The sequence below is a fragment of the Gordonia sp. SGD-V-85 genome (assembly GCF_001456905.1).
In the GTDB taxonomy this organism is placed as follows: Bacteria; Actinomycetota; Actinomycetes; order Mycobacteriales; family Mycobacteriaceae; genus Gordonia; species Gordonia hongkongensis.
Genome location: NZ_LNQO01000016.1, coordinates 1 through 20,264 on the forward strand (window position 1 = coordinate 1; position 20,264 = coordinate 20,264).

21 protein-coding genes and 3 pseudogenes are annotated in these 20,264 nt (G+C 68.0%); 8 read left to right on the forward strand and 16 right to left on the reverse strand.

Annotated elements, in window-relative coordinates; translation table 11 throughout:
* Both AS181_RS17260 and AS181_RS17265 read right to left on the reverse strand, forming a co-directional pair.
* Positions 1-195 (reverse strand): annotated as a pseudogene (locus AS181_RS17260) (IS1380 family transposase); the annotation flags it as partial.
* A 448-nt stretch (positions 196-643) separates the two neighbouring features.
* The gene (locus AS181_RS17265; RefSeq protein WP_058252775.1) at positions 644-1,216 is read right to left on the reverse strand and encodes a YdeI/OmpD-associated family protein; all 573 of its coding nucleotides are present in this window, start codon (positions 1,214-1,216) and stop codon (positions 644-646) included.
* Positions 1,217-1,261: 45 nt separating this feature from the next.
* Between AS181_RS17265 and AS181_RS17270 the strand changes: the two genes are divergently transcribed.
* Positions 1,262-1,957, forward strand: a complete 696-nt coding sequence (locus AS181_RS17270) for a hypothetical protein (RefSeq protein ID WP_058252776.1) — start codon at positions 1,262-1,264, stop codon at positions 1,955-1,957.
* 14 nt (positions 1,958-1,971) lie between these two features.
* Here AS181_RS17270 and AS181_RS17275 read toward each other — a convergent pair whose 3' ends face one another.
* The 3 genes from AS181_RS17275 to rnhA form a co-directional block, all read right to left on the reverse strand.
* The gene (locus AS181_RS17275) at positions 1,972-2,763 is read right to left on the reverse strand and encodes an SDR family oxidoreductase (RefSeq protein WP_058252777.1); all 792 of its coding nucleotides are present in this window, start codon (positions 2,761-2,763) and stop codon (positions 1,972-1,974) included.
* Between the two features lie 76 nt (positions 2,764-2,839).
* On the reverse strand, positions 2,840-3,751 hold the full coding sequence (locus AS181_RS17280; RefSeq protein ID WP_058252778.1) for a D-isomer specific 2-hydroxyacid dehydrogenase family protein: 912 nt from the start codon (positions 3,749-3,751) through the stop codon (positions 2,840-2,842).
* Positions 3,748-4,242, reverse strand: coding sequence for a ribonuclease HI (gene rnhA / locus AS181_RS17285; protein WP_058252779.1), 495 nt, complete (start codon positions 4,240-4,242; stop codon positions 3,748-3,750). The genes AS181_RS17280 and rnhA overlap by 4 nt, the downstream gene beginning before the upstream one ends.
* A gap of 59 nt (positions 4,243-4,301) precedes the next feature.
* Here rnhA and AS181_RS17290 point away from each other — a divergent pair, with 59 nt between their 5' ends.
* From AS181_RS17290 to AS181_RS17300, 3 genes and pseudogenes are all read left to right on the forward strand, one after another.
* The gene (locus AS181_RS17290) at positions 4,302-5,069 is read left to right on the forward strand and encodes a methyltransferase domain-containing protein (protein WP_058252780.1); all 768 of its coding nucleotides are present in this window, start codon (positions 4,302-4,304) and stop codon (positions 5,067-5,069) included.
* Positions 5,070-5,487: 418 nt separating this feature from the next.
* Positions 5,488-6,753, forward strand: a pseudogene (locus tag AS181_RS17295) (DUF4185 domain-containing protein).
* Positions 6,750-7,277, forward strand: coding sequence for a DUF1697 domain-containing protein (locus tag AS181_RS17300; RefSeq protein WP_058252781.1), 528 nt, complete (start codon positions 6,750-6,752; stop codon positions 7,275-7,277). The pseudogene AS181_RS17295 and the gene AS181_RS17300 overlap by 4 nt, the downstream one beginning before the upstream one ends.
* A gap of 284 nt (positions 7,278-7,561) precedes the next feature.
* On the opposite strand, the gene AS181_RS17305 is transcribed toward AS181_RS17300, so the two are convergent.
* From AS181_RS17305 to AS181_RS25440, 4 genes and pseudogenes are all read right to left on the reverse strand, one after another.
* Positions 7,562-8,038, reverse strand: coding sequence for a hypothetical protein (locus AS181_RS17305; protein WP_058252782.1), 477 nt, complete (start codon positions 8,036-8,038; stop codon positions 7,562-7,564).
* A 13-nt stretch (positions 8,039-8,051) separates the two neighbouring features.
* Positions 8,052-9,323: an acyl-CoA dehydrogenase family protein gene (locus tag AS181_RS17310; protein ID WP_058252783.1), complete on the reverse strand. Its 1,272-nt coding sequence runs from the start codon at positions 9,321-9,323 to the stop codon at positions 8,052-8,054.
* Between the two features lie 37 nt (positions 9,324-9,360).
* A complete protein-coding gene (locus AS181_RS17315; RefSeq protein ID WP_058252784.1) occupies positions 9,361-10,761 on the reverse strand; it encodes a phosphotransferase family protein in 1,401 nt (466 codons plus the stop codon).
* A 103-nt stretch (positions 10,762-10,864) separates the two neighbouring features.
* Positions 10,865-11,104, reverse strand: a pseudogene (locus AS181_RS25440) (DUF4440 domain-containing protein); the annotation flags it as partial.
* On the opposite strand from AS181_RS25440, the gene AS181_RS25445 reads away from it, so the two are divergent.
* Entirely contained in the window at positions 11,010-11,465 is a 456-nt protein-coding gene (locus AS181_RS25445) for a LysR family transcriptional regulator substrate-binding protein (RefSeq protein ID WP_331456758.1), read from the forward strand. The pseudogene AS181_RS25440 and the gene AS181_RS25445 sit on opposite strands and share 95 nt — an antisense overlap.
* A 39-nt stretch (positions 11,466-11,504) precedes the next feature.
* Here the strand turns inward: AS181_RS25445 and AS181_RS17330 are convergent, their stop codons facing one another.
* Genes AS181_RS17330 through AS181_RS17340 form a run of 3 tightly spaced genes read right to left on the reverse strand, consistent with a single transcriptional unit; the run spans position 11,505 to position 13,360 of the window.
* Positions 11,505-12,302: a hypothetical protein gene (locus tag AS181_RS17330; RefSeq protein WP_058252785.1), complete on the reverse strand. Its 798-nt coding sequence runs from the start codon at positions 12,300-12,302 to the stop codon at positions 11,505-11,507.
* Positions 12,303-12,318: 16 nt separating this feature from the next.
* Positions 12,319-12,744, reverse strand: coding sequence for a CoA-binding protein (locus AS181_RS17335; RefSeq protein WP_058252786.1), 426 nt, complete (start codon positions 12,742-12,744; stop codon positions 12,319-12,321).
* Positions 12,745-12,772: 28 nt separating this feature from the next.
* Positions 12,773-13,360, reverse strand: coding sequence for a TetR/AcrR family transcriptional regulator (locus AS181_RS17340; RefSeq protein WP_058252787.1), 588 nt, complete (start codon positions 13,358-13,360; stop codon positions 12,773-12,775).
* 116 nt (positions 13,361-13,476) lie between these two features.
* Here AS181_RS17340 and AS181_RS17345 point away from each other — a divergent pair, with 116 nt between their 5' ends.
* Entirely contained in the window at positions 13,477-14,610 is a 1,134-nt protein-coding gene (locus tag AS181_RS17345) for a phosphotransferase family protein (RefSeq protein ID WP_058252788.1), read from the forward strand.
* Between the two features lie 4 nt (positions 14,611-14,614).
* Positions 14,615-15,760: a hypothetical protein gene (locus tag AS181_RS17350; RefSeq protein ID WP_058252789.1), complete on the forward strand. Its 1,146-nt coding sequence runs from the start codon at positions 14,615-14,617 to the stop codon at positions 15,758-15,760.
* A gap of 7 nt (positions 15,761-15,767) precedes the next feature.
* Here the strand turns inward: AS181_RS17350 and AS181_RS17355 are convergent, their stop codons facing one another.
* Genes AS181_RS17355 through AS181_RS17370 form a run of 4 tightly spaced genes read right to left on the reverse strand, consistent with a single transcriptional unit; the run spans position 15,768 to position 19,526 of the window.
* The gene (locus AS181_RS17355) at positions 15,768-16,436 is read right to left on the reverse strand and encodes a response regulator transcription factor (protein WP_058252790.1); all 669 of its coding nucleotides are present in this window, start codon (positions 16,434-16,436) and stop codon (positions 15,768-15,770) included.
* Entirely contained in the window at positions 16,433-17,986 is a 1,554-nt protein-coding gene (locus AS181_RS17360; protein ID WP_058252791.1) for a sensor histidine kinase, read from the reverse strand. Before AS181_RS17360 ends, AS181_RS17355 begins: the two co-directional genes overlap by 4 nt.
* Complete coding sequence (locus AS181_RS17365; protein ID WP_231742521.1) at positions 17,967-18,365, reverse strand: hypothetical protein; 399 nt, start codon at positions 18,363-18,365, stop codon at positions 17,967-17,969. Before AS181_RS17365 ends, AS181_RS17360 begins: the two co-directional genes overlap by 20 nt.
* Positions 18,366-18,422: 57 nt before the next feature.
* Positions 18,423-19,526, reverse strand: a complete 1,104-nt coding sequence (locus AS181_RS17370) for an alpha/beta hydrolase (protein ID WP_082652966.1) — start codon at positions 19,524-19,526, stop codon at positions 18,423-18,425.
* Between the two features lie 153 nt (positions 19,527-19,679).
* Here AS181_RS17370 and AS181_RS17375 point away from each other — a divergent pair, with 153 nt between their 5' ends.
* Positions 19,680-20,249, forward strand: coding sequence for a type 1 glutamine amidotransferase domain-containing protein (locus AS181_RS17375; RefSeq protein ID WP_058252794.1), 570 nt, complete (start codon positions 19,680-19,682; stop codon positions 20,247-20,249).
* Positions 20,250-20,264: the final 15 nt, after the last annotated feature.

The window sequence follows — 20,264 nt, forward strand, 5'->3', positions numbered from 1 at the left end:
GGTCAACAGTTTCGCGTCGAGGTTGGCCCCAGCGGAGGCGACCTGGGTGGTGCCGAGATCGACCCGTTCGCCCAGCAGGGACGCCAACCCGGTCGACTCGGCCACTCTCATGACCGGTACCAGTCCGGCGTGCGACACCAGGTTGTTGTCGTCGAAGACCGCGGACGTGGCGGAGAACGTGTGCGATACTTTCACTGAAAGTGCCTTCTGAGCTGGAATGTTTTGTGTCTCAACACCACCAATCATTCCAGCTCAGAGGGCATTTTCACGTTATCGACACCCCGCACCCGTCCACGGATCCAGGCTCAGGGAGCAGGAAAAGCGCGTCCCCACCCCGCTCCCTGATCCGAAAGCGCCACACACCCATTGGTCCCTGAGGTGCGAGGAGCGATAGCGACGAGCCACGAAGGGCCTGGTAAGGCACCTTGCGAGCCCCTTCGTGGCTCGCTTCGCTCGCACCTCAGGGAGCACAAGTAGGCTCGCTTCGCTCGCACCTCAGGGAGCACAAGAAGGCTCGCTTCGCTCGCACCTCAGGGAGCACAAGTAGGCTCGCTTCGCTCGCACCTCAGGGAGCAAGAAAAGCGCGTCCCCACCCCGCTCCCTGAGGAGCGCCCGGAGCTTGCGGAGGGCGCGTCACGAAGGGTCACGCCGGCCGCTCGTTGCGCGCCGCCCGTTCGACGATGGTGGCGATGCGTTTGGTCTTGGTCTCCGGTCGTTTCGCCATCGCCAGTTGCGACAGCCCGAACTTGCGCGCGCTGGGCGGGAACGCGTCCCAGTTGGCCCGCGCGACGGGATCGGAGTCGAGGGCGGCGGCGAGTTCGGGGGATTCGATGAGCGCCTCGGCGTCGTCGAACAGCGTCCACAGGCCGCGGGCCTGAGCGTCGTCGATGACGGCCTGGCCGGCGGGCTGGATGCGGCCGGCGGCCGCGAGGTCGGCGACCCGCGCCTTGTTCGACGCCGACCATCCGCTGTTGCGACCGCGCCGGGTGAACCACATGCCGCGGCGGTCGGAGTCGATCACACGGGTGTGACCGTCGATCCACCCCCAGCACAGCGCTTCGCGCACGCACTCGTCGTAGTCGAGCGGTTCCCGGCCCGAACCCCTGCGCCAGAACACAAGCCACACCCCCGGCGAGGTCTCATGGTTGTCGCGCAACCACTCTCGCCAGGCCTCGACGGTGTCGAGGCTGAGCTTCGGCGCGTCCGGGTCGGCCACGTGTTCACCCTAATGACCTCGGCCTTCTCTCGGTACAGTTGAGCCGTGAACGAGATCGTCGACTTCGCCGAGAGCTACTGGTGGCTGATCTTCCCGGTCGGCGCGGTCGTCGGCGGGTGGGCCGGTTCGATCGGCAAGTACAACGAGAAGCGACGCAAGGACAAGATCGAGCTCGCCCGGATCAAGGCGAACGCCCAGACCGAGCAGCTGAAGCTCACGACGACCTCGGCCGACCAGTTGCGCCGGGTCCGCAAGCAGCACGACGCGCTCAACGAGAAGTGGTTCGCCTACGAACTCGATCTCGCGACTCTGATCGAGTTCCCGCTGATGACCGACATGCGCGAACCGTTGACGCTGGCCTTCCACCGGGCCCGGGTCCGCGCGGATGATCTACGGCCCGAATCGGATTCCGCCGCCGGCACGGCCGAGGCCTCCATGTCCGCAGCCGACTTCGCCGAGTACCGCGATGCGGTCGGCGACTATGCCGCCGCGTTCGACGCTGCCGAGCGAGAGGCGCGGCGTCGCAAGCAGACCGGGTTCTCCCCCATCGAACGCGAGGCGCTCGACCGGGCGCGCAAACTCATCAACGTCGCCGCCGACACCGGCGCCACGCCGGCCGAGAGGCAGTCCGCCTACAAGAAGGTCCGCGCCGAGCTCGACGGCATCATCGACGTTCCCCGGGTGGCGGCCGCACATCTCGAACAGCAGATCGCCGGCGCGCTGGAGCGCGGCTCGGACTGAACGTTCCGGGTCGATCAGAGGTCCGGGATCGGGAGATCCAGGTTGGGCGCGATGATCCCGCCGTCGACCTCGAGGATCTTGCCGGTGACGTACGCACCGGCGGGCGACGCCAGGTAGAGCGCCGCCGCGGCGATGTCCTCCGGATCACCGAGGCGGTGCAACGGCGTGGAGGTCTCGACCTCGGTGCGCATCCCTTCGTCGCCGGCGACGATCTCCAACGCCGAGGTCAGGATGGCACCCGGCGCGATGCCGTTGACCCTGATCTTCGGGTTCAGATCCATCGCCGCGATGCGGGTGTAGTGCGCGAGAGCGGCTTTCGCGGTGCCGTAGGCGGCATAGGCGCGTCCGGGCACGCGGCCGACCGCGGAGGTGATGTTGATGATCGACCCCTGGCCCGTGGTCGCGAGGATCTGCTTGGCGCCGGCGACGACCAGCGCGTGCGCGTTGCCGACGTTGAAGTCGAAGGCGTCCCGCAGGTGCTTGGGACTGGTGTCGAACAGCGGCCGCGGCATCGCACCGCCGACGTTGTTGACCACGGTGTCGAGGCGACCGAACTCGTCGACCGCGGTCTGGGCGAGTGCCGCCGCGGCGTCGGGGTCGGCGAGATCCACGGCCACGGCGTGCGCCCGTCGGCCCGCCGCACGGATCCGGTCGGCGACCTGGGCGAGGTCGGACTCACTGCGGGCCGCGATCACCACGTCGCCGCCTGCCTCGGCGAAGGCGACCGCGATCGCCGCCCCGAGTCCCCGGCTCGCGCCGGTCACGATGGCCACCTGGTCGTCTATCCGGAATCTGTCGAGAATCACCCGTCGACCATGCCACGGCGAGACGCGAAACGAGAACGTGTTCTAGAAACTGGGGGAACCCCGAGGTCACACCGTCTCAGTAGTCGCGGTTCGTGGTCACCACGGACAGGAGTTCCTCATCCGCGACGAATCGGCGCAGGTTCTCGGCGACCCACGGCGCGAGCTCACGCGTCAGCCCCGACGCCGGGTTGGCGACGTGCGGGGTGATGATCACGTTCGGAAGGGACCAGAGCGGATGGTCGTCGGCGGGCGGTTCCGGATCGGTCACGTCGAGCGCCGCCCCCGCGATCTGCCCGTCGACCAGCGCGCGGTGCAGCGCCTCCTCGTCGACGAGGGGCCCGCGCGCGACGTTCACCACCCACGCGTGCGTGGGTAACGCGGCGAGGCTCTCGGCGTTGATCATGTGCCGCGTCTCCGGCGTCGACGGCGCGGCCAGCACGACGTGGTCGAAGGTCCCCCACAGCTGATCCAACTCATCCGACCGTCGGACCTCGTGCGCGCCGGGCACCTCGCGCCCGGACCGGTTCACTGCGACGACGCGAGCGCCACATGCCCGAAGACGCGGAGCGAGGGAGGCGCCGATCCCGCCGGCTCCGACGATGGCGACCGTGGAACCGTGCAGCGACCGGACCGCGGTGTCGATCCGCTCCTTGTCCCAGTGGCGCAGGACGGCGGTGTTGATCTGCCGGAGCCCGGCGAGGAGCAGAGCCAGTGCGTGTTCGGCGACGTTCTCCGCATAGAAGCCGGACGCATTGGTCCAGATCCGACGGTCGTCGAGGACGTCGGCGGCCACGAAATCCTCGATCCCCGCGGTCTTGAGCGCCACCCATTCGACGGCGTCCGGCAGCTCCGGGAACTCCCCGGGCGGCCCGATCCACACCAGCACCCGGGCGTCGTCGAGACCGACGATCCGGCCGCCCGCACCTTCGATCGCGGCGACCAGGTGCTCGTCGCGGACGGGTTCGACGGCCACCGCCACCGGCGTCATCGGGCCACCGATCGGGCCGCGGTGGTCGCGAGTTCGTCAGCGATCTCGTTGAAGTGATCGCCGGCATGCCCTTTGACCCAGCGCCACTCCACCTGGTGTCGCTTCTCCTCCTCGACCAGACGACGCCAGAGATCGGCGTTCTTGACCGGCTTGCGATCCTTGGTCTTCCAGCCGTTGGCCTGCCAGCCGTTGACCCACTTCATGATGCCGTTGCGCACGTAGGTCGAATCGGTGTAGATGATGACGGTCGACGGCCTGGTCAGTGCCGCCAGACCCTCGATGGCGGCCGTGAGCTCCATCTTGTTGTTCGTCGTGTCCGGCTCGGACCCGGAGATCCGCTTCTCGGTGCCCTTGTAGCGGAGCACCGCGCCCCAGCCACCCGGGCCCGGGTTGCCCAGGCAGGCACCGTCGGTCGAGATCTCGACGACGGCCGAGCCGGCCGCCGGATCTGCAGAGGTGCCATCGGTTGCCTGGTTCGCGGAAGCTGTCACGCAGGGAAGCCTACGGCAGCCGCGACCCCCGATCGCAGGCTCACGGTTAGGGTGGAGTCATGGTTGTGTGGGACCCGACACGCTATCTGCAGTTCGCTGACGTCCGTGCGCGTCCGTTTCTCGACCTCATCGCACAGATCCCGACCGACCCGCTATCGGTGATCGACCTGGGTTGCGGACCGGGTCATCTCACCAAGCACCTTCGGGCACGCTGGCCGTCGGCGGAGATTTTGGGCATCGACGATTCGGCGGAGATGGTCGATCGCGCGATCCGCGACAACACCGATCCGCATGCCAACTACGACGCCGCCGACGTCTCGCAGTGGACGCCTCACCGGCCGGTCGACCTGATGATCTCCAACGCGATGTTTCAGTGGGTACCCGACCACCTCGACGTCATCGACCGACTGCTCGGCCACCTCACCGACGGAGGCGCGTTCGCGCTGCAGGTGCCCAACAACACGGACTCCCCCACCCACTCTGTCCTCGCCGATCTCGCCGCGACCGAGCCGTATCTGGGAGCTTTCGGCGACCTGCGGGCACTGCCCCGACTCGACGCCGAGATGTACCTCGAGTTCTTCGCCGGCCGCGGTTACCACGCCGACGCCTGGGAGACGACCTACTTCCACGTGCTCGACGGCCAGGACCCGGTGTTCGACTGGATGTCCGGCACCGGCGCCCGCCCGTACATGCAAGCGCTGTCCGACGAACTCCGGGTGCAGTTCGTCGCCGATCTCAAGCAACGCCTCGCCGAGGCCTATCCCCGACGCGAATGGGGCACGGTCCTACCCTTCCGCCGCACGTTCGCGGTGGCCACCCGCCGCTGATCCGCTCGGCGCCGCGATCCAAGAGAAGCAACTCCCCCACTGCTCCCTGAGGAGCGCCTGGAGCTTGCGGAGGGCGCGTCAACCCCCCTGCTCCCTGAGGAGCGCCCGGAGCTTGCGGAGGGTGCGTCACCCCCCTGCTCCCTGAGGAGCGCCCGGAGCTTGCGGAGGGCGCGTCAACCCCCCTGCTACCTGAGGAGCGCCCGGAGCTTGCGGAGGGCGCGTCACGAAGGGTCTTCGCAACCCGACTCACCAAGACCCTTCGTGACGCTCGCAAGCTCGCTCCTCAGGGAGCAGGAGGAAGGCTCGCAAGCTCGCTCCTCCCGGGTCACGCACCGGCCTCGGTTTGGCATCGACGCTTCTCCCAGCTGACACTTCTGCAACACTGACACCACTTGTCGTTTCTCCTGGGAGTGCGTCCATGCGTCCGGCCCGCCGCATCTTCTCGACCGTTGCCGCTGTCGCCCTCACGGGCGGCCTGCTCGCCGCTGGGTCCGCACCCGCCGAAGCCGCGGTCTGCAACGCCACCGGCATCACCGGGGGCGATGTCGGCAGCACCGGCAGTTCGGGCTCCAGCGAGCTCGGCTGGGGCAGTCTCGACTTCGGCAGCTATCGGGCGGATGGGAAGAAGCCGCAGGGACCGCTCCCGAATCTCACCGGCGCCAGCAAGGCCATCTCCTGGGTGACCGGTCCCCGAAGTCCCGCCCGCACCGACACCCGTTTCGGGATCACCGCGACCGACGTCGGCGTGCCGTGGGACAACGGCTCCGGTCAGATCCTGATGGCCTTCGGCGACACCTGGGGCCGATGCGCGGGGCAGATGGCCTGGAAGCACAACACGATGCTGCGCAGCGACGCGACTTCCGACCTCGCCAAGGGAATCCGATTCCCGAACGCCGTACCCGGATCGGTCCGGTCGGGCGCCTCGGTGACACCGGCCCACCCGACGTAGGCGCAACCCATGTTCAACGCGGTCGGGGTGCGCAACATCGAGGTCGGGCGGATTCCCACCGGCGGGATCTCGATCAACGGCACGCAGTTCGTCAGTTTCATGTCGATCCACCGGTGGCTTGGCCCAGGCCGCTGGAACACCAACTATTCGGGAATCGCCGTGTCGTACAACAACGGTCAGACCTGGACCGTCGACAACAACACCCTTCGCTGGAATGCCGATCTGACGATCCCGGGCGTTCCCCAGGTGACGCGTGGCCACAACCGGTTCCAGATGGGCGCCTTCCTCCGGAGTGGCGAGTACATCTATCAGTACGGCACCCCGAATGGGCGTTTCGGCTCTGCTCACGTGGCCCGTTTCCGGCCCGCCGACATCCTGAACCTCGACCGGTACCAGTACTTTCGCGGCGGCACGGGCTGGTCGTCGAATCCGGCCGAGGCCACGCCGATCGTCGCCGGCCCGGTCGGCGAGATGTCCGTGGCATACAACGCATTCCTAGGCCGGTTCATCATGCTGACCGAGCGGTCGGGGACGATCGTGATGCGCACGTCGCCGTCACCCGTGGGTCCGTGGAGCGGCGAGCGGGTGCTCGTCTCGCACAAGCAGTCCAGCGGTCTGTACACGCCCTACATCCACCCTCGATCGTCGGGTAGGGACCTCTACTTCGTCGTCTCCCGGTGGGACGACTACAACGTGATGCTGATTCGGACCGACCTGTCGAAGGTACGTTCGTGAGCCGGCGCATCGTGCTCATCCGCGCGGTGAACGTCGGCGGCGCGAAACTCCCCATGGCCGAACTACGTGATCTGGCAGCCGATCTCGGAGCCACGGAGGTCTCCACCTACATCGCGTCGGGGAACCTGATCTGTTCGCCGCCCGCCGACCCCGAGCGGTTCGACCGCGCGCTCGAGACCGCGCTGCAGGATCGCTACGGCTGGTTCCGGGAGGTCATCAGCCGCTCGCCCGAACAGGTCCGGGCCGCGCTCGAGGCGCATCCGTTCGACGTCGTCGACGACAAATACTCCTACGTCTACTTCCTGACCAGCGAACCGGCGCGCGACAAGGTGGCCGCGTTCGAACGCAAGGACTTCGGCGACGATGTGGTCCGCGTCCTCGGGTCCGACCTGCACATCCGCTACGCCAACGGGGCCGGACGATCGACCCTGACCGCCCCGGTCATCGCGCGCGGCCTGGGTGTACAGGGCACCGGCCGCAACCTGCGGACCGTGCGCACACTGCTGGAACTCGCCGGCCCCTGAGTGTCGCCCGGTGGCCGGGCTCCCGGCACGGGCGTAGCGTCGGAGAAGTCATCAGGACGAACCAAGCGAACCGCGAACGACACATTCGCGTCGAGAGGAGTCCGCACATGAGTCAACCGGTCCCGCCGCCCCCACCTCCGCCCGAGCCCGTGCCTGCGCCCGAGCCCATCCCGGAGCCGCCGCCGGAGCCGCCGATTCCCGTTCCCACCCCGCCGCCGGCTCCCGACCCACAGCCTGCTCCCCCGCAGCCGGACCCGCCGCCACGGCCGACGGTGATCTGACCGTCAGCCGCGCGACAGCACTCGGGCGACGCGGTCGAGGTCGGCGAGCTGTTCCTCGCGAGGTGCCTCCCACAGCTTCTTCGGCAGCTTCTCGAGGTCCTTGATCGCCGACTCGGCGTGATCGAGCGCCTCGGTCGACTCGTCGTCGCCCAGATCCACCGACGCGATCAGCCGGTCGTCGAGTTCGAAGACCGCGTCGTCGAGGCGGTTGCGTGCCGCGACGAGTTCGTCGTCGTGCGGGATCGCCGGGTTGGCATGCACGTCGGCGATCGCGTATCGAATGCGCCGATGCAGCAGTGCTTCCCGGGTATTGTCGGTGGCCCAGCTCTCCGGCGCCCGACCCGGTCGGCCGGGAATCAGGTCGGTGGATCGGGCGAAGGTGCGCACCCGTTTGTCCGAGTCGTACGCGAACCAGGCGGCGCCGCCGAGGATGAACAGGGCAACCACCACGGTGGCCACGATGATGATGACCGCGATCATGTGGTCAGCCTACTCAGGACGACTGCACTCCCTTGGGCGCCTTTCCCGACATGAAACCGAACAGGTATCCGGCGACGCGTCGCATCTGGATCTCGTCGGCACCTTCGGTGATCCGGTAGCGCCGATGGTGCCGGTAGATGTGCTCGAACGGCTCGTGCCGCGAGTATCCGCGTCCGCCGAACACCTGCATCGCCTGGTCGGCGGCATCGCAGCACAGCCGGTTCGCCTGGTAGTTGCACATGGAGACCTCGGCCGACGCGGCGAACGGCCCGTAGGTGTCCATCTTCCAGGCGGTTTCGCGGATCAGCGCCCGGATCATCGCGCACCGGGTGTGCAGGTCGACGAGCGGGAACTGGATCGCCTGATTCGTCGAGAGCTTCTTGCCGAACGGCGCGCGCTCGTTGGCGTAGGCCACCGCACGGTCGACGCAGTACTGGGCGGCACCGAGACTGGAGGCCGCCTGCCGGATGCGGTTCTCGTTGAAGAAGTGCTGCACGACCTGCAGGCCGGCTCCCTCCGCCCCGAACACCGCGGAGTTCGGCACCCGGACGTCCCGCAGCGTGATGTGCGCGTGGTCGGTGGGCATGTTGAACGTCCAGAGATATTCCTCCACGGCGAAACCCGGATCCTGCGGGTCGACGAGGAACGCCGTGATGCCGCGGGCCTCGCCCGGTTCGCCGCTGGTGCGCGCGAAGATGATGTCGCGATGGGCGGCGTGGATACCGGTGTTCCACGTCTTCTCGCCGTTGATGATCCAGTCGTCGCCGTCGCGGACGGCGGTCGTCTCCATCCACGTGGCGTCGGAGCCGTGGTCGGGTTCGGTGATGCCGAAGGCGAAGAACTTCGTACCCGCGGCCAGGCCCTCCACCCATTCCTCCCGCTGCTCGGGGGTGCCGTACTCGAGCATGAGGAGCAGCCCGATGTTGTTGCCGACGATGGCGTGCTCGTTCTGCAGATCGCAGTGCAGCCCCAGACCTTTCGACGCCAGGTGCTCGCGGATGATCGCCATCGCCAGGTTCGATCCGTCCCGACCACCGAACTCGGACGGGAAGGGGTAGCGGAAGTGGCCGGCCGCATCCGCGCGTCGTCTCGCCTCTCCCAGAAGAGCTTCCCACTCCTTGTTCGGCAAACCACCACGCTCCCAGTCTGTTCGGGAGTCCTCGCGCCGATGGTCGAAGAAGCGGATGTTGTCGTCGGTCTGCTCGAGGGGAATGATCTCCGCCTCGATGAAAGCATCGAGTTCGGCAAGATAGTCGGTCAGCGACTCGGGCAGTGCGAAGTCCACGATGAACCCCTCTCGGTTGGAATCGGATGTCCGGCGGTCACGGGTGAGGGACCGCGAAGTACTTGGGGTTGGCGACCAGGAGTCGCGCCCGCACGTCGGCGACGACGGCGTCACGGACCTTCGGGTCGGTGCCGTCGAGTTCGCCGGAACGCAGGGCCTCGCACAGCGCGTGCTGATCAGCGACGCCGAGCGCACTCAGCCGTTGCGCGCTCGCTTCGGCATCCCGTGCGCCGGTGAGCATCTGTCGCCGCACGACGTCGACGACGTTGCCGGCCACTCTCGTATGGAAACGCACCTGCGGCGACAGGTCTGCCTGGACCGCGTCGGACCGCAGGAATTCGGTGAGCGCCTCGAGTAGTTCGACTGCGGTCGGTGAACCGTAGAGATCGTTGTCCGGTTCCTCGGCCGGCGCCTCGGCCAGCGGATCGGGTACCGGTCCCGGCGTCACGAGACCGAGGTCGAGCAGTGCGTCGAACTCCTGCTCGGCACTTCGGCGTCCGATCGCGGCCAGTTCGACGGATCGTTCGACGCCATCGAGGTGCCGGGCGGCCTGCACCGCGCAGATCAGTCCCCACTTGACGGTGGCGTAGAGCTCCCACCAGCGGAGGGCTTGTTCGGTGGGACGCCAACCCGCTTCGCGCGCATAGGCGTCGAGGAGCGAGGTCCGGTCACCCATCCCGGCCACGGGCGTCGACCCTCCGAAACGCCACGCCTTCGCACATAGCCAACTTAGGTCCTCGACGGGATCGCCGAGGTGCACCAGTTCCCAATCCAGAACCGCCGCAACTCCTTCGGCGTCGACGAGCAGATTGCCCAGCCGGAAGTCGCCATGCACGAGCGTGTGCCGTGGTGACGGTTCGGGTCGGTTGCCGGTGAGCCACTGGGTGGCCAGCACCAGGCCGGCCGGCATCGCATCGAACTCGCGTGGGAACAGCTCCCGCAAACCGTCGATCGGATCGCCGAGATCACCGAGACCGGGCGTCTGTGTGACGTCTATCCGGTGGATACGTGCGAGGATCTCGCCGCACTGATCGACGAATCCGGCGCGCGCACCCTCGTAGGCATCGTCTCGCAGAATGCGCCGCGGGATGGACTCTCCGTCGATGAAATTCATTGCCAGATAGGGGAATCCCAGCGCGTTGTCGTCCTCGTCGAATCCGGCGTCGAGGATCTCCGGCACCGGCACCCCGGCGTCGGCGGCGGCACGCAGGACCTGCGCCTCGGCCCGCAGTCCGCCGTCGTCGGTTGCAGCGGGAACCGCGCGGATGATGATCGGCTCGACCTGCCCGGTTCCGTCGACGAGGGTGGCCGCGTACGTCGCCCTGCTCGCGCCCGCCGGCAGGAGTCTCGCGCCCTCGACCGAGAGCGTGCCACCACGCTTGTCGCCGAGCCGGGACGCGATCTTCGCGGCGACACCGTCCGCTTCCGGTACTCCCACGCCCGATCCGTCCCTTCGCACCGTCGCCCGGCGGATGTAACCGCCACCACAGCGAAGCTAGCACGGGATCTGAATCCGGCCTCAGAAATCCGGGCCCGGAGTCTCAGTACTTCGGTGCCTGGAACTCCGGTTGGTCGATGATCCGCACCCACGATCCGTCGGCCTGCCGCGCCACCACCTGCGCGCGGGCACCTGCACCATCACGGGGTGGAGTCGACGTGAGTGCAAGATCGTCCCCGAATACCAGGGTGGGCAACGGCGGTTCCGGCGCGAAGGTCGGCCGGTGCGCCAAGACCGATGCCCAGAGATCCCGGATCGCGGCCCGTCCGCGCGCGACCTCACCGCGCCGGCCCCGGGGCCGCACCGTCGATCTCGCCTCGCTGCGCGACCGATCGCTCATCCGCCTGCCCCGCGGCGCGGGTATCCGAAGCGTGTTCGACGCGGCGGCCTCGGTCGCCGGAGGAGCCATCCGACCCGCGATCGAGGCCTCGTCGCCGGACGCCATCATCGAGTTGTTCTGCAGCGGAATGGGAGTCGGCATTCTCAGCGAGTCGATCGCCGCGGCCGACGACCGCGTGGTCGCGGTGCCGATCCGGGATGTCGATGCCACCGCACATCTGGGATTGCTCTGGAGGTCGGGGAACTCCGCTGCTGCAGCACGGTTCGTCGAAATTGCCCGAGACGCGTTCGCGGTTGGTGACTGATGAACTCGAACTCGACTGATGGACTTCGATCGAAGTCCATCAGTCGAGTTGACGTTCGTCGGTCGGGTGCGTCGGCCCGGGATCGGCGGCGGCCGAGGCCTCCAGCGACGGGGCGACCACGCTCGCGGGGTCGGTGGGCTTGCCGGCGATGAGGTCGCCGATGCTCAGACCCCAACGGCCCCAACGGTCGTCGAAGCTCTTCGCGCGGGCCCGCGCTTTCTCCGCCTTCGCCGGTGCGTACCGCCGGCGCGCCCACGCCGAGTGTGGCCGGGCCAGCCGGATGGCACCGGCCCAGGCGAACACCGGGATGAAGACGCCGACGATGGCGGTGGAGAACTTGCCCTTGAGCACGCACAGGATCGCGCAGGCGACATTGATCGGCACGGTGGCCACCAGCGCGACGGGACCGATCTCCACGTCCGCGTCGTCGAGCGGGTTGAACCCGAGGACCGCCATGCCCAGCGCGGCGACTGTCAGCGCCACCACCTGAACCGAGAGTTGGCCCTCCGGCGACCAATACACGTCTTGCAGGCGCAGGATCAGCGCGAACTCGTCGAGCACCAGTGAGGCGCCGACACCGATCAGCACCGCACTGATCTCCGCACCGGGCGACGCCCCGTTGACACCCACCGAGAGGAAGGCGCCGACGATCGTCAGGATCAGACCGGGCACCATGTGGTGCACGTGCACGCCGTCTGAGACGTTGTTGCGGAAGGGGCCCTTGCCCGCCCGGATGAGTCGGGTGATCACCCGCGTGACGATGAACGTGATGACGAACGACGCGAACAGCAGGAACAGCGGCAGTCGCTGATGCGTGAGCTCGTCGAGGAAGTTCACCGGGTCACCTTCGGCGTCAGCCGGGGACGATACCGGTGCGGCGCTGCTCGATGATCAGGCAGCGGTCCTCGACGTACAGCAGACCCGCATCCTCGGCGATCGCCCGCGCCTCCGCCGAGATGATCCCGAGCTGCAGCCAGAGCGCGGTCGCGCCGGCGGCGACGGCCGCCCGGGCGACGTCGGCGCACTCGGGTCCCGGGCGGAACACGTCGACGAGGCCGACCTGTTCCGGGATGTCGGCCAGGGTGCGGTACACCTTCTCCCCGACGATCTCGTCGGCCGCGGGATTCACCGGAATGATCCGCCAGCCACGGTTCTTCATGTACGCCGGCACCTCGTTGGCGGCCTTCGACGGATTGGCGCTGGCACCGACCACGGTGATCGCGTCGTAGGTGGACAGGATCTGCTCGACGACATCGTCGGTGTTGCTGGGGGCGGTCATCCCACGAGTGTAGGTGGGTGCGGGCGAGTCATCGGAGAACTCCGTGCACGACGATCGCGCTCATCTGATCGGCCCACGCGGTCTCGAAGTCGCGATTGTCGAGCAACAACGCATGCAGCATCGCCGCCCCGCCGACGACCTCGATGAGCCGATCCGGATCGACATCGGGATGCACCTCGCCGCGATCGACCGCGATCACCAACCGGTCACGCAACGCGCCGAACACCTCCGCGAACCCGGCGTGCACACGCGCCGCCAGCTCGGGTTCGGCAGCCATGTCCGAGATCAGACCGGGCAACGCCGCGCGGGTGACGGGACTGGCGAACAGGTCGCGCGCCGCTCCGACCATCGTGCGGATGTCGGCGCCCACCTCTCCGCTGGACGGCGGGAGTCGTGTCATGCGGGCGAACGCCAGATCGTGCACCAACTCCGCCTTCCCCGACCAGCGGCGGTAGAGCGCGGTCTTCGTCGTCCCCGCACGATCGGCGATCGCGGCCATCGTGAGTTTGCGGTATCCGACATCGACGAGCAGTTCGGCTGCGGCGTCGAGTACCGCGGAGTCGATACGCAGGTCGCGCGGCCGCCCCGAGACCGCTTCTCCCGTCTCAGTACTCATCGCTTGCCAACTCTCGCATAGAGATTTCCCGAAGTCGCTGCGGACCGCACGACCGTTCTGCTGTCATAACGCTACTCACCGTAGCGAATCCGCCGGTATCGATCACAGGGGGTGCCATGGCCACCGAGCCAGCCGTCGAGCAGATCGACCATCTGCAACGTTCCAGCCGCGACAACGCCTCGGTCCCCGAGACGCTCGCGCGCTGGCTGTCCGAGCAGGACGACACATCCGATGTCGTACCGGAGGTCACGGTCGCAGCCTCCGGAGACAGCAACGGCATGTCGTCGGAGACCATCCCCGTCTCCGTGTCGTGGCCCGGCGAGCCCACCCGGCACTGGGTGATGCGGATGGCGCCGTCGAACACCGACGTCCCCGTGTTCCGTTCCTACCGAATGGATCACCAGTACGAGACGATGCGCTTGGTCGCCCGGCTCAGCGACGTCCCGGTCCCGGTAGTGCACCACCTCGAGCCGACCGGCTCGCTGCTGGGAGCCCCGTTCTTCCTCATGGACCGGTGCGAGGGCGAAGTCCCACCCGATGTCATGCCGTACACGTTCGGCGACAACTGGTTCGGGGACGCCACCGAGTACGATCGCCGGCGGGCCCAGGAGTCCGCGGTCGGCGTGATCGCCGCCCTGCACTCGATCCCCGACGCGGCCCGGCACTTCGACTTCCTCGCCGACGACCTGCCCGCCGGTGACACCCCCCTCGCTCGTCTGCTCGCCTGGTTGCGGGACTGGTACGACTTCTCGGTCGAGGGGATCGGCCGCTCGCCTCTCGTCGAGCGGGCGCTCGCCTGGCTCGCCGACAACTTCCCCGACGATGCCGCGAACGCCGAACCGGTGCTGTCCTGGGGAGATTCGCGCATCGGGAACATGATGTTCGTCGACTTCACCCCGACGGCGGTGCTCGACTGGGAGATGGCGCGCACCGGTCCCCGCGAACTGGACATCGCCTGGGTGATATTCGCACACCGGGTCTTCCAAGAGCTCGCGACGATGGCCGGCCTTCCCGGGCTGCCGGACCTGCTCCGCGAGAACGACGTCCGCGACACCTACCGCGAGCTCACCGGAGTCGAGTTGGGCGACCTGCGCTGGTTCTACGTCCATGCCGCGGTCCAGTGGTGCTGTGTCTTCATGCGGACCGGCGCCCGCCGCGTGCACTTCGGCGAACTTGAACGTCCCGACGACGTCGACGGCACCCTGTTCTACCACCGACCACTGCTCGAACGACTCCTCGAGGAGGACTGACCACATGAGCCGACGCGGCCTGGGGCCGATGGACGAGTACCCCATTCACCAACTGCCACAACCGATCGCCTGGCCGGGCAACAGTGATCGCAACTTCTACGACCGGGCCTACCTGAACGCGCACGACCGCAGCGGCACCGTCTTCCTGATCACCGGCATCGGGTACTACCCCAACCTCGGTGTCAAGGATGCGTTCGTCCTCATCCGGCGCCGCCGGCCCGACGGCACCGACACCCAGACCGCGGTGCACCTGAGTGACTCGATCGACGACAACCGTCTCGAGCAGCGCGTCGGCAACTACTCACTGGCCGTCGACGAGCCGCTTCGCGCCCTGCACCTGACGCTGGACGAGACCGAGGGCATCGCGCTCGATCTGCGCTGGGAGGGCCTGTTCGACGCCCTTCTCGAGCAGCCGCACGTGATGCGGCAGGGTGCGAAGGTCACCCTCGACGCGCAGCGCTTCGCACAGGTAGGTACGTGGCGCGGGTCGATCACCGTCGACGGCGAGGAGATCGCGGTGGACCCGTCGACCTGGGTCGGGACCCGCGATCGGTCGTGGGGAATCCGGCCGGTCGGCGAGCCCGAGCCGGCGGGCCGGCCGTCGGACCCACCGTTCGAGGGCATGTGGTGGCTGTACATTCCGATGACCTTCGACGATTTCCAGCTGGTCTTCATCATCCAGGAGGATCCCGACGGCTACCGAAGTCTCAACGACTGTTCGCGGGTCTGGAAGGACGGCCACGTCGAACAGCTCGGTTGGCCGAACGTCACCGTCCACTACGCGCCTGGGACCCGGGTACCCACCGGCGCAACGATTTCCACGACCGGAGCGGGAGGGGCGCCCGTCACCCTCGAGGTGGAGTCCCTGCTGCCCGTGCCCATTCATGTGGGCGGCGGTTACGGCGGTGACCCCGACTGGACCCACGGCGCCTGGCGCGGAACGGACTTCACCGAACGCCGCACCTACGACATGAACAGTGCCGAGATCGTCGGTCGCATGCCGTTCGGCGTGATCGATCACGTCGGACGCGCCGAATGCCGGGAGTCCGACGGCACCACCCGCACCGGTTGGGGACTCTTCGAGCACGGGGCACTCGGCCGGCACGACCCCTCCGGGTTCGCCGACTGGCTCAGTGTCGCACCGGAGTGAGGAGCGACTAGTTCGACGCGCGTAGCCGATACCCCATGCCGCGCACCGTCTCCAATCGGTGAGAACCGATCTTGTTCCGCAGGGCGCGCACGTAGACGTCGACCACATTCGACGCCGGGTCGAAGTCGTAACCCCACACGTGACCGAGGATCTGCTCGCGTGACAGCACCTGATCCGGATGCCGCAGAAACACTTCCAGCAACGCGAACTCGCGAGCGGTGAGGTCGAACGTCTCCGTCCCCACCCGGGCGCGCCTGGACTTCAGATCCAGACGCAGGTCCCCGGCGGACAACAGGTTCTCCGACGCGACGGCCGAGTCGTCGACGAGTCGTAGCCGGATGCGGGCGAGCAGTTCGGCGAACTGGAAGGGCTTGGTCATGTAGTCATTGGCACCGCCCTCGAGGCCGTTCACCGTGTCGCTCACGCTGTCCCGGGCGGTGAGTACCACGACCGGCGTCGTGATCCCCTCGCCGCGCATGGAATACAGGACATCGAAGCCATCCATCGCCGGGAGACCGATGTCGAGGACGACCATGTCGAAACCGCCGCTGCGCACGGCCTCGAGCGCCGACAAGCCGTCGGACACGTGCTCGGTGCTGTACCCGGCCGCACGCAGTCCGTTGCCGATGAACGAGGCGATCCGCGCGTCGTCCTCGGCGATCAGAACCCGGCTCATCGCCGCTCTCCTTCTGCTGGCACCGACGGCGCTGCATCGGTGTAGGGGGTCGTGTCGGGAACCGGGACGTCGATGCCGAACGTGGCGCCGTGCCCGGGAATGCTACGTACCCAGGCGATTCCGTGATGGGCGTCGGCGATGGCCCGCACGATCGCCAGTCCCAACCCGGCGCCGGCCGCGTGCTGAGGCGCCGACGCCGACCGCCCGCGCTGAAAGCGCTCGAAGATCCGCGCCGCGTCCTGCTGCTCGACGCCCGGGCCGTCGTCGGTGATCCAGATGGACAGATGCCGCTGCTCTCCGACGCCGGCGAAGCGTGAGCCCAGCTGGATGACGGAACCGGCACGGGTGTGCCGAACCGCGTTGGAGGCGTACTGCAGCATCGCCTGGGTGATCCGCTCGTGATCGACGGTGCACGGCCCCTCGGCGACCTCCATGAGCAACCACTGCCGGTCACCGAGCGGTTGCACCTTGGACTCGATGTCGAGCATCAGCTGAGCCGCGTCGGTCGGCCTGGCCGCCACGAAGTCGGGTTGCTCCGACTTCGCCAGCATGAGCAGATCGCCGACGATGCGGCCCATCCGCCCCAGCTCGCTGTCCACGAGATCGAGGGTCTTGCGCCTCTCCTCCGGATCGTCGGGCAACAACTCGAGATGACCGCGCACCACCGTGATCGGCGTCCGTAGCTCGTGCCCGGCGTCGTCGACGAACTGCCGCTGCGTCGTGTACGCGTCCTCGATCCGGTCCAGCATCGCGTTGAAGGTCTGGGCCAGCGCGGCCACGTCATCACGGCCGATGACCGGCACGCGCGCGGTGAGGTCGTTCTCGCTGATCTCCGCGGCGACCATCCGCACGCTCCGGACCGGAGCAAGGATCCGTCCCGCGACGAGATAGGCCACACCGGTGGTGACGATCATCCCGCCCAACCCGACCATCGCGAGGACTCGCATCGTGCGGTCCACCAGTTCCCGCCCCGGGTCGGTGTAGATGCCCACGATGAACGTCCCCGGTTGCGCCGCCTCGGACGCCGGATCGGCCGACCCACCACCGGCCGGCTCCAGATCGACCTTGCCCCAACGAATTTCTCCATGAGCGGTCATCAGCACCCCGGCCGCCCCGCTCTGGGCGCGCAGTTCGTCGAGCACACGGCGTCCCTCGCCCGGCTCCGGCCAGGCATTACCCGGCAGTTCGAGGATCTCGGTGTCGCCGACGACGCCGGCCATGACCTCCCCCTCGCCGGCCGATTGCCGCGACAGGAACACCTCGAGCAACCGTGACACCGAGGTGAACGGTTCGGTGGTCGTCGGGTCGACCCCCTCGGCCGCGAACGTCCGGAACTCACTGGCCTCCTGCGCGACGTAGTTGTTCACGCGGGTGTCCACGTCGCGGAGCAGCAGGTTGCGCGTCACCACGAACACCACCACCAGCAGCAGGAACGTGGTGAGCATGATCCAGGCCGTGATACGCCAACGCGCCGAGAGCGCGGGGCGCTGACGCACACCCGCACTCTCGGCTGGATTCGGTTTCGCGTCGTCAGTCGTCCTGGTCGTCATCGATGTCATCGTCCCAGTCGTCGCCCTGGTCGTCCCAGTCGTCGTTCTGATCGTCCCAGGCGTCATCCCAGTCGTCGTCGCAGTCGTCGTCACGATGGGCCGCGCGCGGGTCACACCAGTCGTCGTCATCGGAGTTCAGGTTCGGCGGGACGGCCCGCTGCACCGGAGCCCCGGCCGGGATCTGGGGAACCGGCGCCGGGGCAGGCGGGGTCTGGGCCTGAGGCGTCGGAATCTGGGGTGTCTGCGACGACACATCCACGGACACGGCGTCGGAGGCCAGGCTGGGCTCGGGCGAACGGATGAGGAAGAAGCTGGCGGTCACGACGGCAACCGCGAGCGCACCGAGGGCGATGGTGGCGAGTACTCGTGAGAAGTTCATGTCAACGACTCTGGCGGACGCCGGTGAGCCGTCCATGAGTCGAAGATGAAGGTTTTTTCATCTACGAACTGCGTGCACCGACGTCAAGAACTCGTCGATGCGGGGCCACGTCTGCTCGACCGCAGCCGACCCGGCGATCAGACCCAGGTGACTGGTCTCCACCGTGGTGAACTCGACGCGTGGCGCCCCGGACAGCAGCTCCACGCCGTGGTGGGCCGCGGCCCAGCTGACGATCGCATCCCGGTGACTACCGAACAAGGCGACCGGGACATCGACATCGGCGAGGTCGACGACGCGCCCGCCGAAGTCGAGCACGCTGTCGGCCAGCTCACCGCGCATGATGAAGTTCTCCCACATCTGCTCGGACACCTTGCCGGGATAACCGGGCATCGTCTCCTGGAAACGGTCGATGGCCTTCATCCGCACGAGGGCGTCGGTGTCGTCGGCGTTGCGCAGGATGTAGCCCGGCTTCTTGAGTTCGCGCTGCCAGGCCGTGCCTCGATAGGCGAGGCGGACCAGCGGCGCGGGGATCCCGCCGAGCGCTCGCAGCGCCATCGTCACCGGCGCGGTGCCGACCGGTTTCATCAGCGTCTTGACCAGTGGATACGGCGGGACCTTGGAGTAATCGAGAGGCGTCCCGACCGCGACGACCGACGCCACCGGCAGATCTGGGTGCGCGGCAGCGGTCAACAGGCTGATCGTCCCGCCGATACTCCACGCGAGCAGATCGACCCCCGCGGGATCCCGCGACGTTCCGGCGGCCGGGTCATCGGCGCTGCCGTAGAAGTCTGCGACGGTCGCGGCGACGGCCCCGGGGACGATGTCGTCGAAGAAGTCGGCGAACCCGAGGTGTCGGTCGGCGCGGGTCATGTCGCCGAAGTCGAGTACGTACGGAACCCGGCCGGTCGACAGGAGGAACTGCACCACCGACAGCCCGTCGGCGAGGTCGTAGCACGATGTGGACACCGCGAGCGGCGGGATCAGCAGCACCGGTCGCCGTCCCGTGCCGACGGTTGCGATCACCTCGTCGTCGGTGCCGTACCGCCGCAGCGTGCGGTGCGGTCCGTCGGCGATCACCGTGTGCGGCGTCTCGTGGGACTCGCCGATCTGTCCACCACGTGCCAGATGGACCAGCGTCGCGAGGCCGTCGAAACCACCCACCACTACCTCCCAGTCTTCGTCCGGGGACATTCAACACACCCCGCCCGGGTCATGCCCGGGCGGGGTGTGACCGTTTGGTGCACGACGCCCGCGGGTACCGGATCCGACGAGGCGCCGATGCCGTAGTCGGCGCGTACAAGGAGGTACACGGCCATGGCCGAAGAACTGAACGGCACCACCATCGCTTTCCTGGTCGCCCAGGAGGGCGCCGAGCAGGTCGAACTCACCGAACCGTGGAAGTCGGTCGAGGCGTGCGGCGGCAAGCCCGTCCTGGTGTCCACCGACTCCGGCACGGTGCAGGCGTTCAACCACCTCGACAAGGCCGACACCTTCCCCGTCGACACCCCTCTCGAGGACGCCCGCGTGATGGACTTCGACGCGCTGGTCCTGCCGGGCGGTGTCGCGAACCCGGATTTCCTGCGAACCTCGGAGCCCGCCGTCCGCTTCGTGCGCAGCTTCTTCGATGCCGGCAAGCCGGTCGCGGCCATCTGCCACGCGCCCTGGACCCTGATCGAGGCGGACGTTGTCCGCGGCCGCACCCTCACGTCGTTCCCGAGTGTGCGCACCGACGTCATCAACGCCGGCGGCACCTGGGTCGACGAGGAGGTCGTGACATGCCGCGACGGGGACAACGTGCTGATCACCAGCCGCAAGCCCGACGACCTCGCCGCCTTCAACGCCGCGATCGTCGCCGAGTTCGCGCGCACGAACGTCGCGAGCTGACCGCCCCGTCGGGGA

Coding starts and splice junctions, on each gene's coding strand:
- AS181_RS17340 (WP_058252787.1), bottom strand. CDS start 13,360: ATGAGTACTGAGACGGGAGAAGCGGTCTCGGGGCGGCCGCGCGACCTG.
- AS181_RS17375 (WP_058252794.1), top strand. CDS start 19,680: ATGGCCGAAGAACTGAACGGCACCACCATCGCTTTCCTGGTCGCCCAG.
- AS181_RS17335 (WP_058252786.1), bottom strand. CDS start 12,744: ATGACCGCCCCCAGCAACACCGACGATGTCGTCGAGCAGATCCTGTCC.
- AS181_RS17305 (WP_058252782.1), bottom strand. CDS start 8,038: ATGATCGCGGTCATCATCATCGTGGCCACCGTGGTGGTTGCCCTGTTC.
- AS181_RS17365 (WP_231742521.1), bottom strand. CDS start 18,365: ATGAACTTCTCACGAGTACTCGCCACCATCGCCCTCGGTGCGCTCGCG.
- AS181_RS17345 (WP_058252788.1), top strand. CDS start 13,477: ATGGCCACCGAGCCAGCCGTCGAGCAGATCGACCATCTGCAACGTTCC.
- AS181_RS17360 (WP_058252791.1), bottom strand. CDS start 17,986: ATGACGACCAGGACGACTGACGACGCGAAACCGAATCCAGCCGAGAGT.
- AS181_RS17280 (WP_058252778.1), bottom strand. CDS start 3,751: ATGACGCCGGTGGCGGTGGCCGTCGAACCCGTCCGCGACGAGCACCTG.
- AS181_RS17290 (WP_058252780.1), top strand. CDS start 4,302: ATGGTTGTGTGGGACCCGACACGCTATCTGCAGTTCGCTGACGTCCGT.
- AS181_RS17350 (WP_058252789.1), top strand. CDS start 14,615: ATGAGCCGACGCGGCCTGGGGCCGATGGACGAGTACCCCATTCACCAA.
- AS181_RS17355 (WP_058252790.1), bottom strand. CDS start 16,436: ATGAGCCGGGTTCTGATCGCCGAGGACGACGCGCGGATCGCCTCGTTC.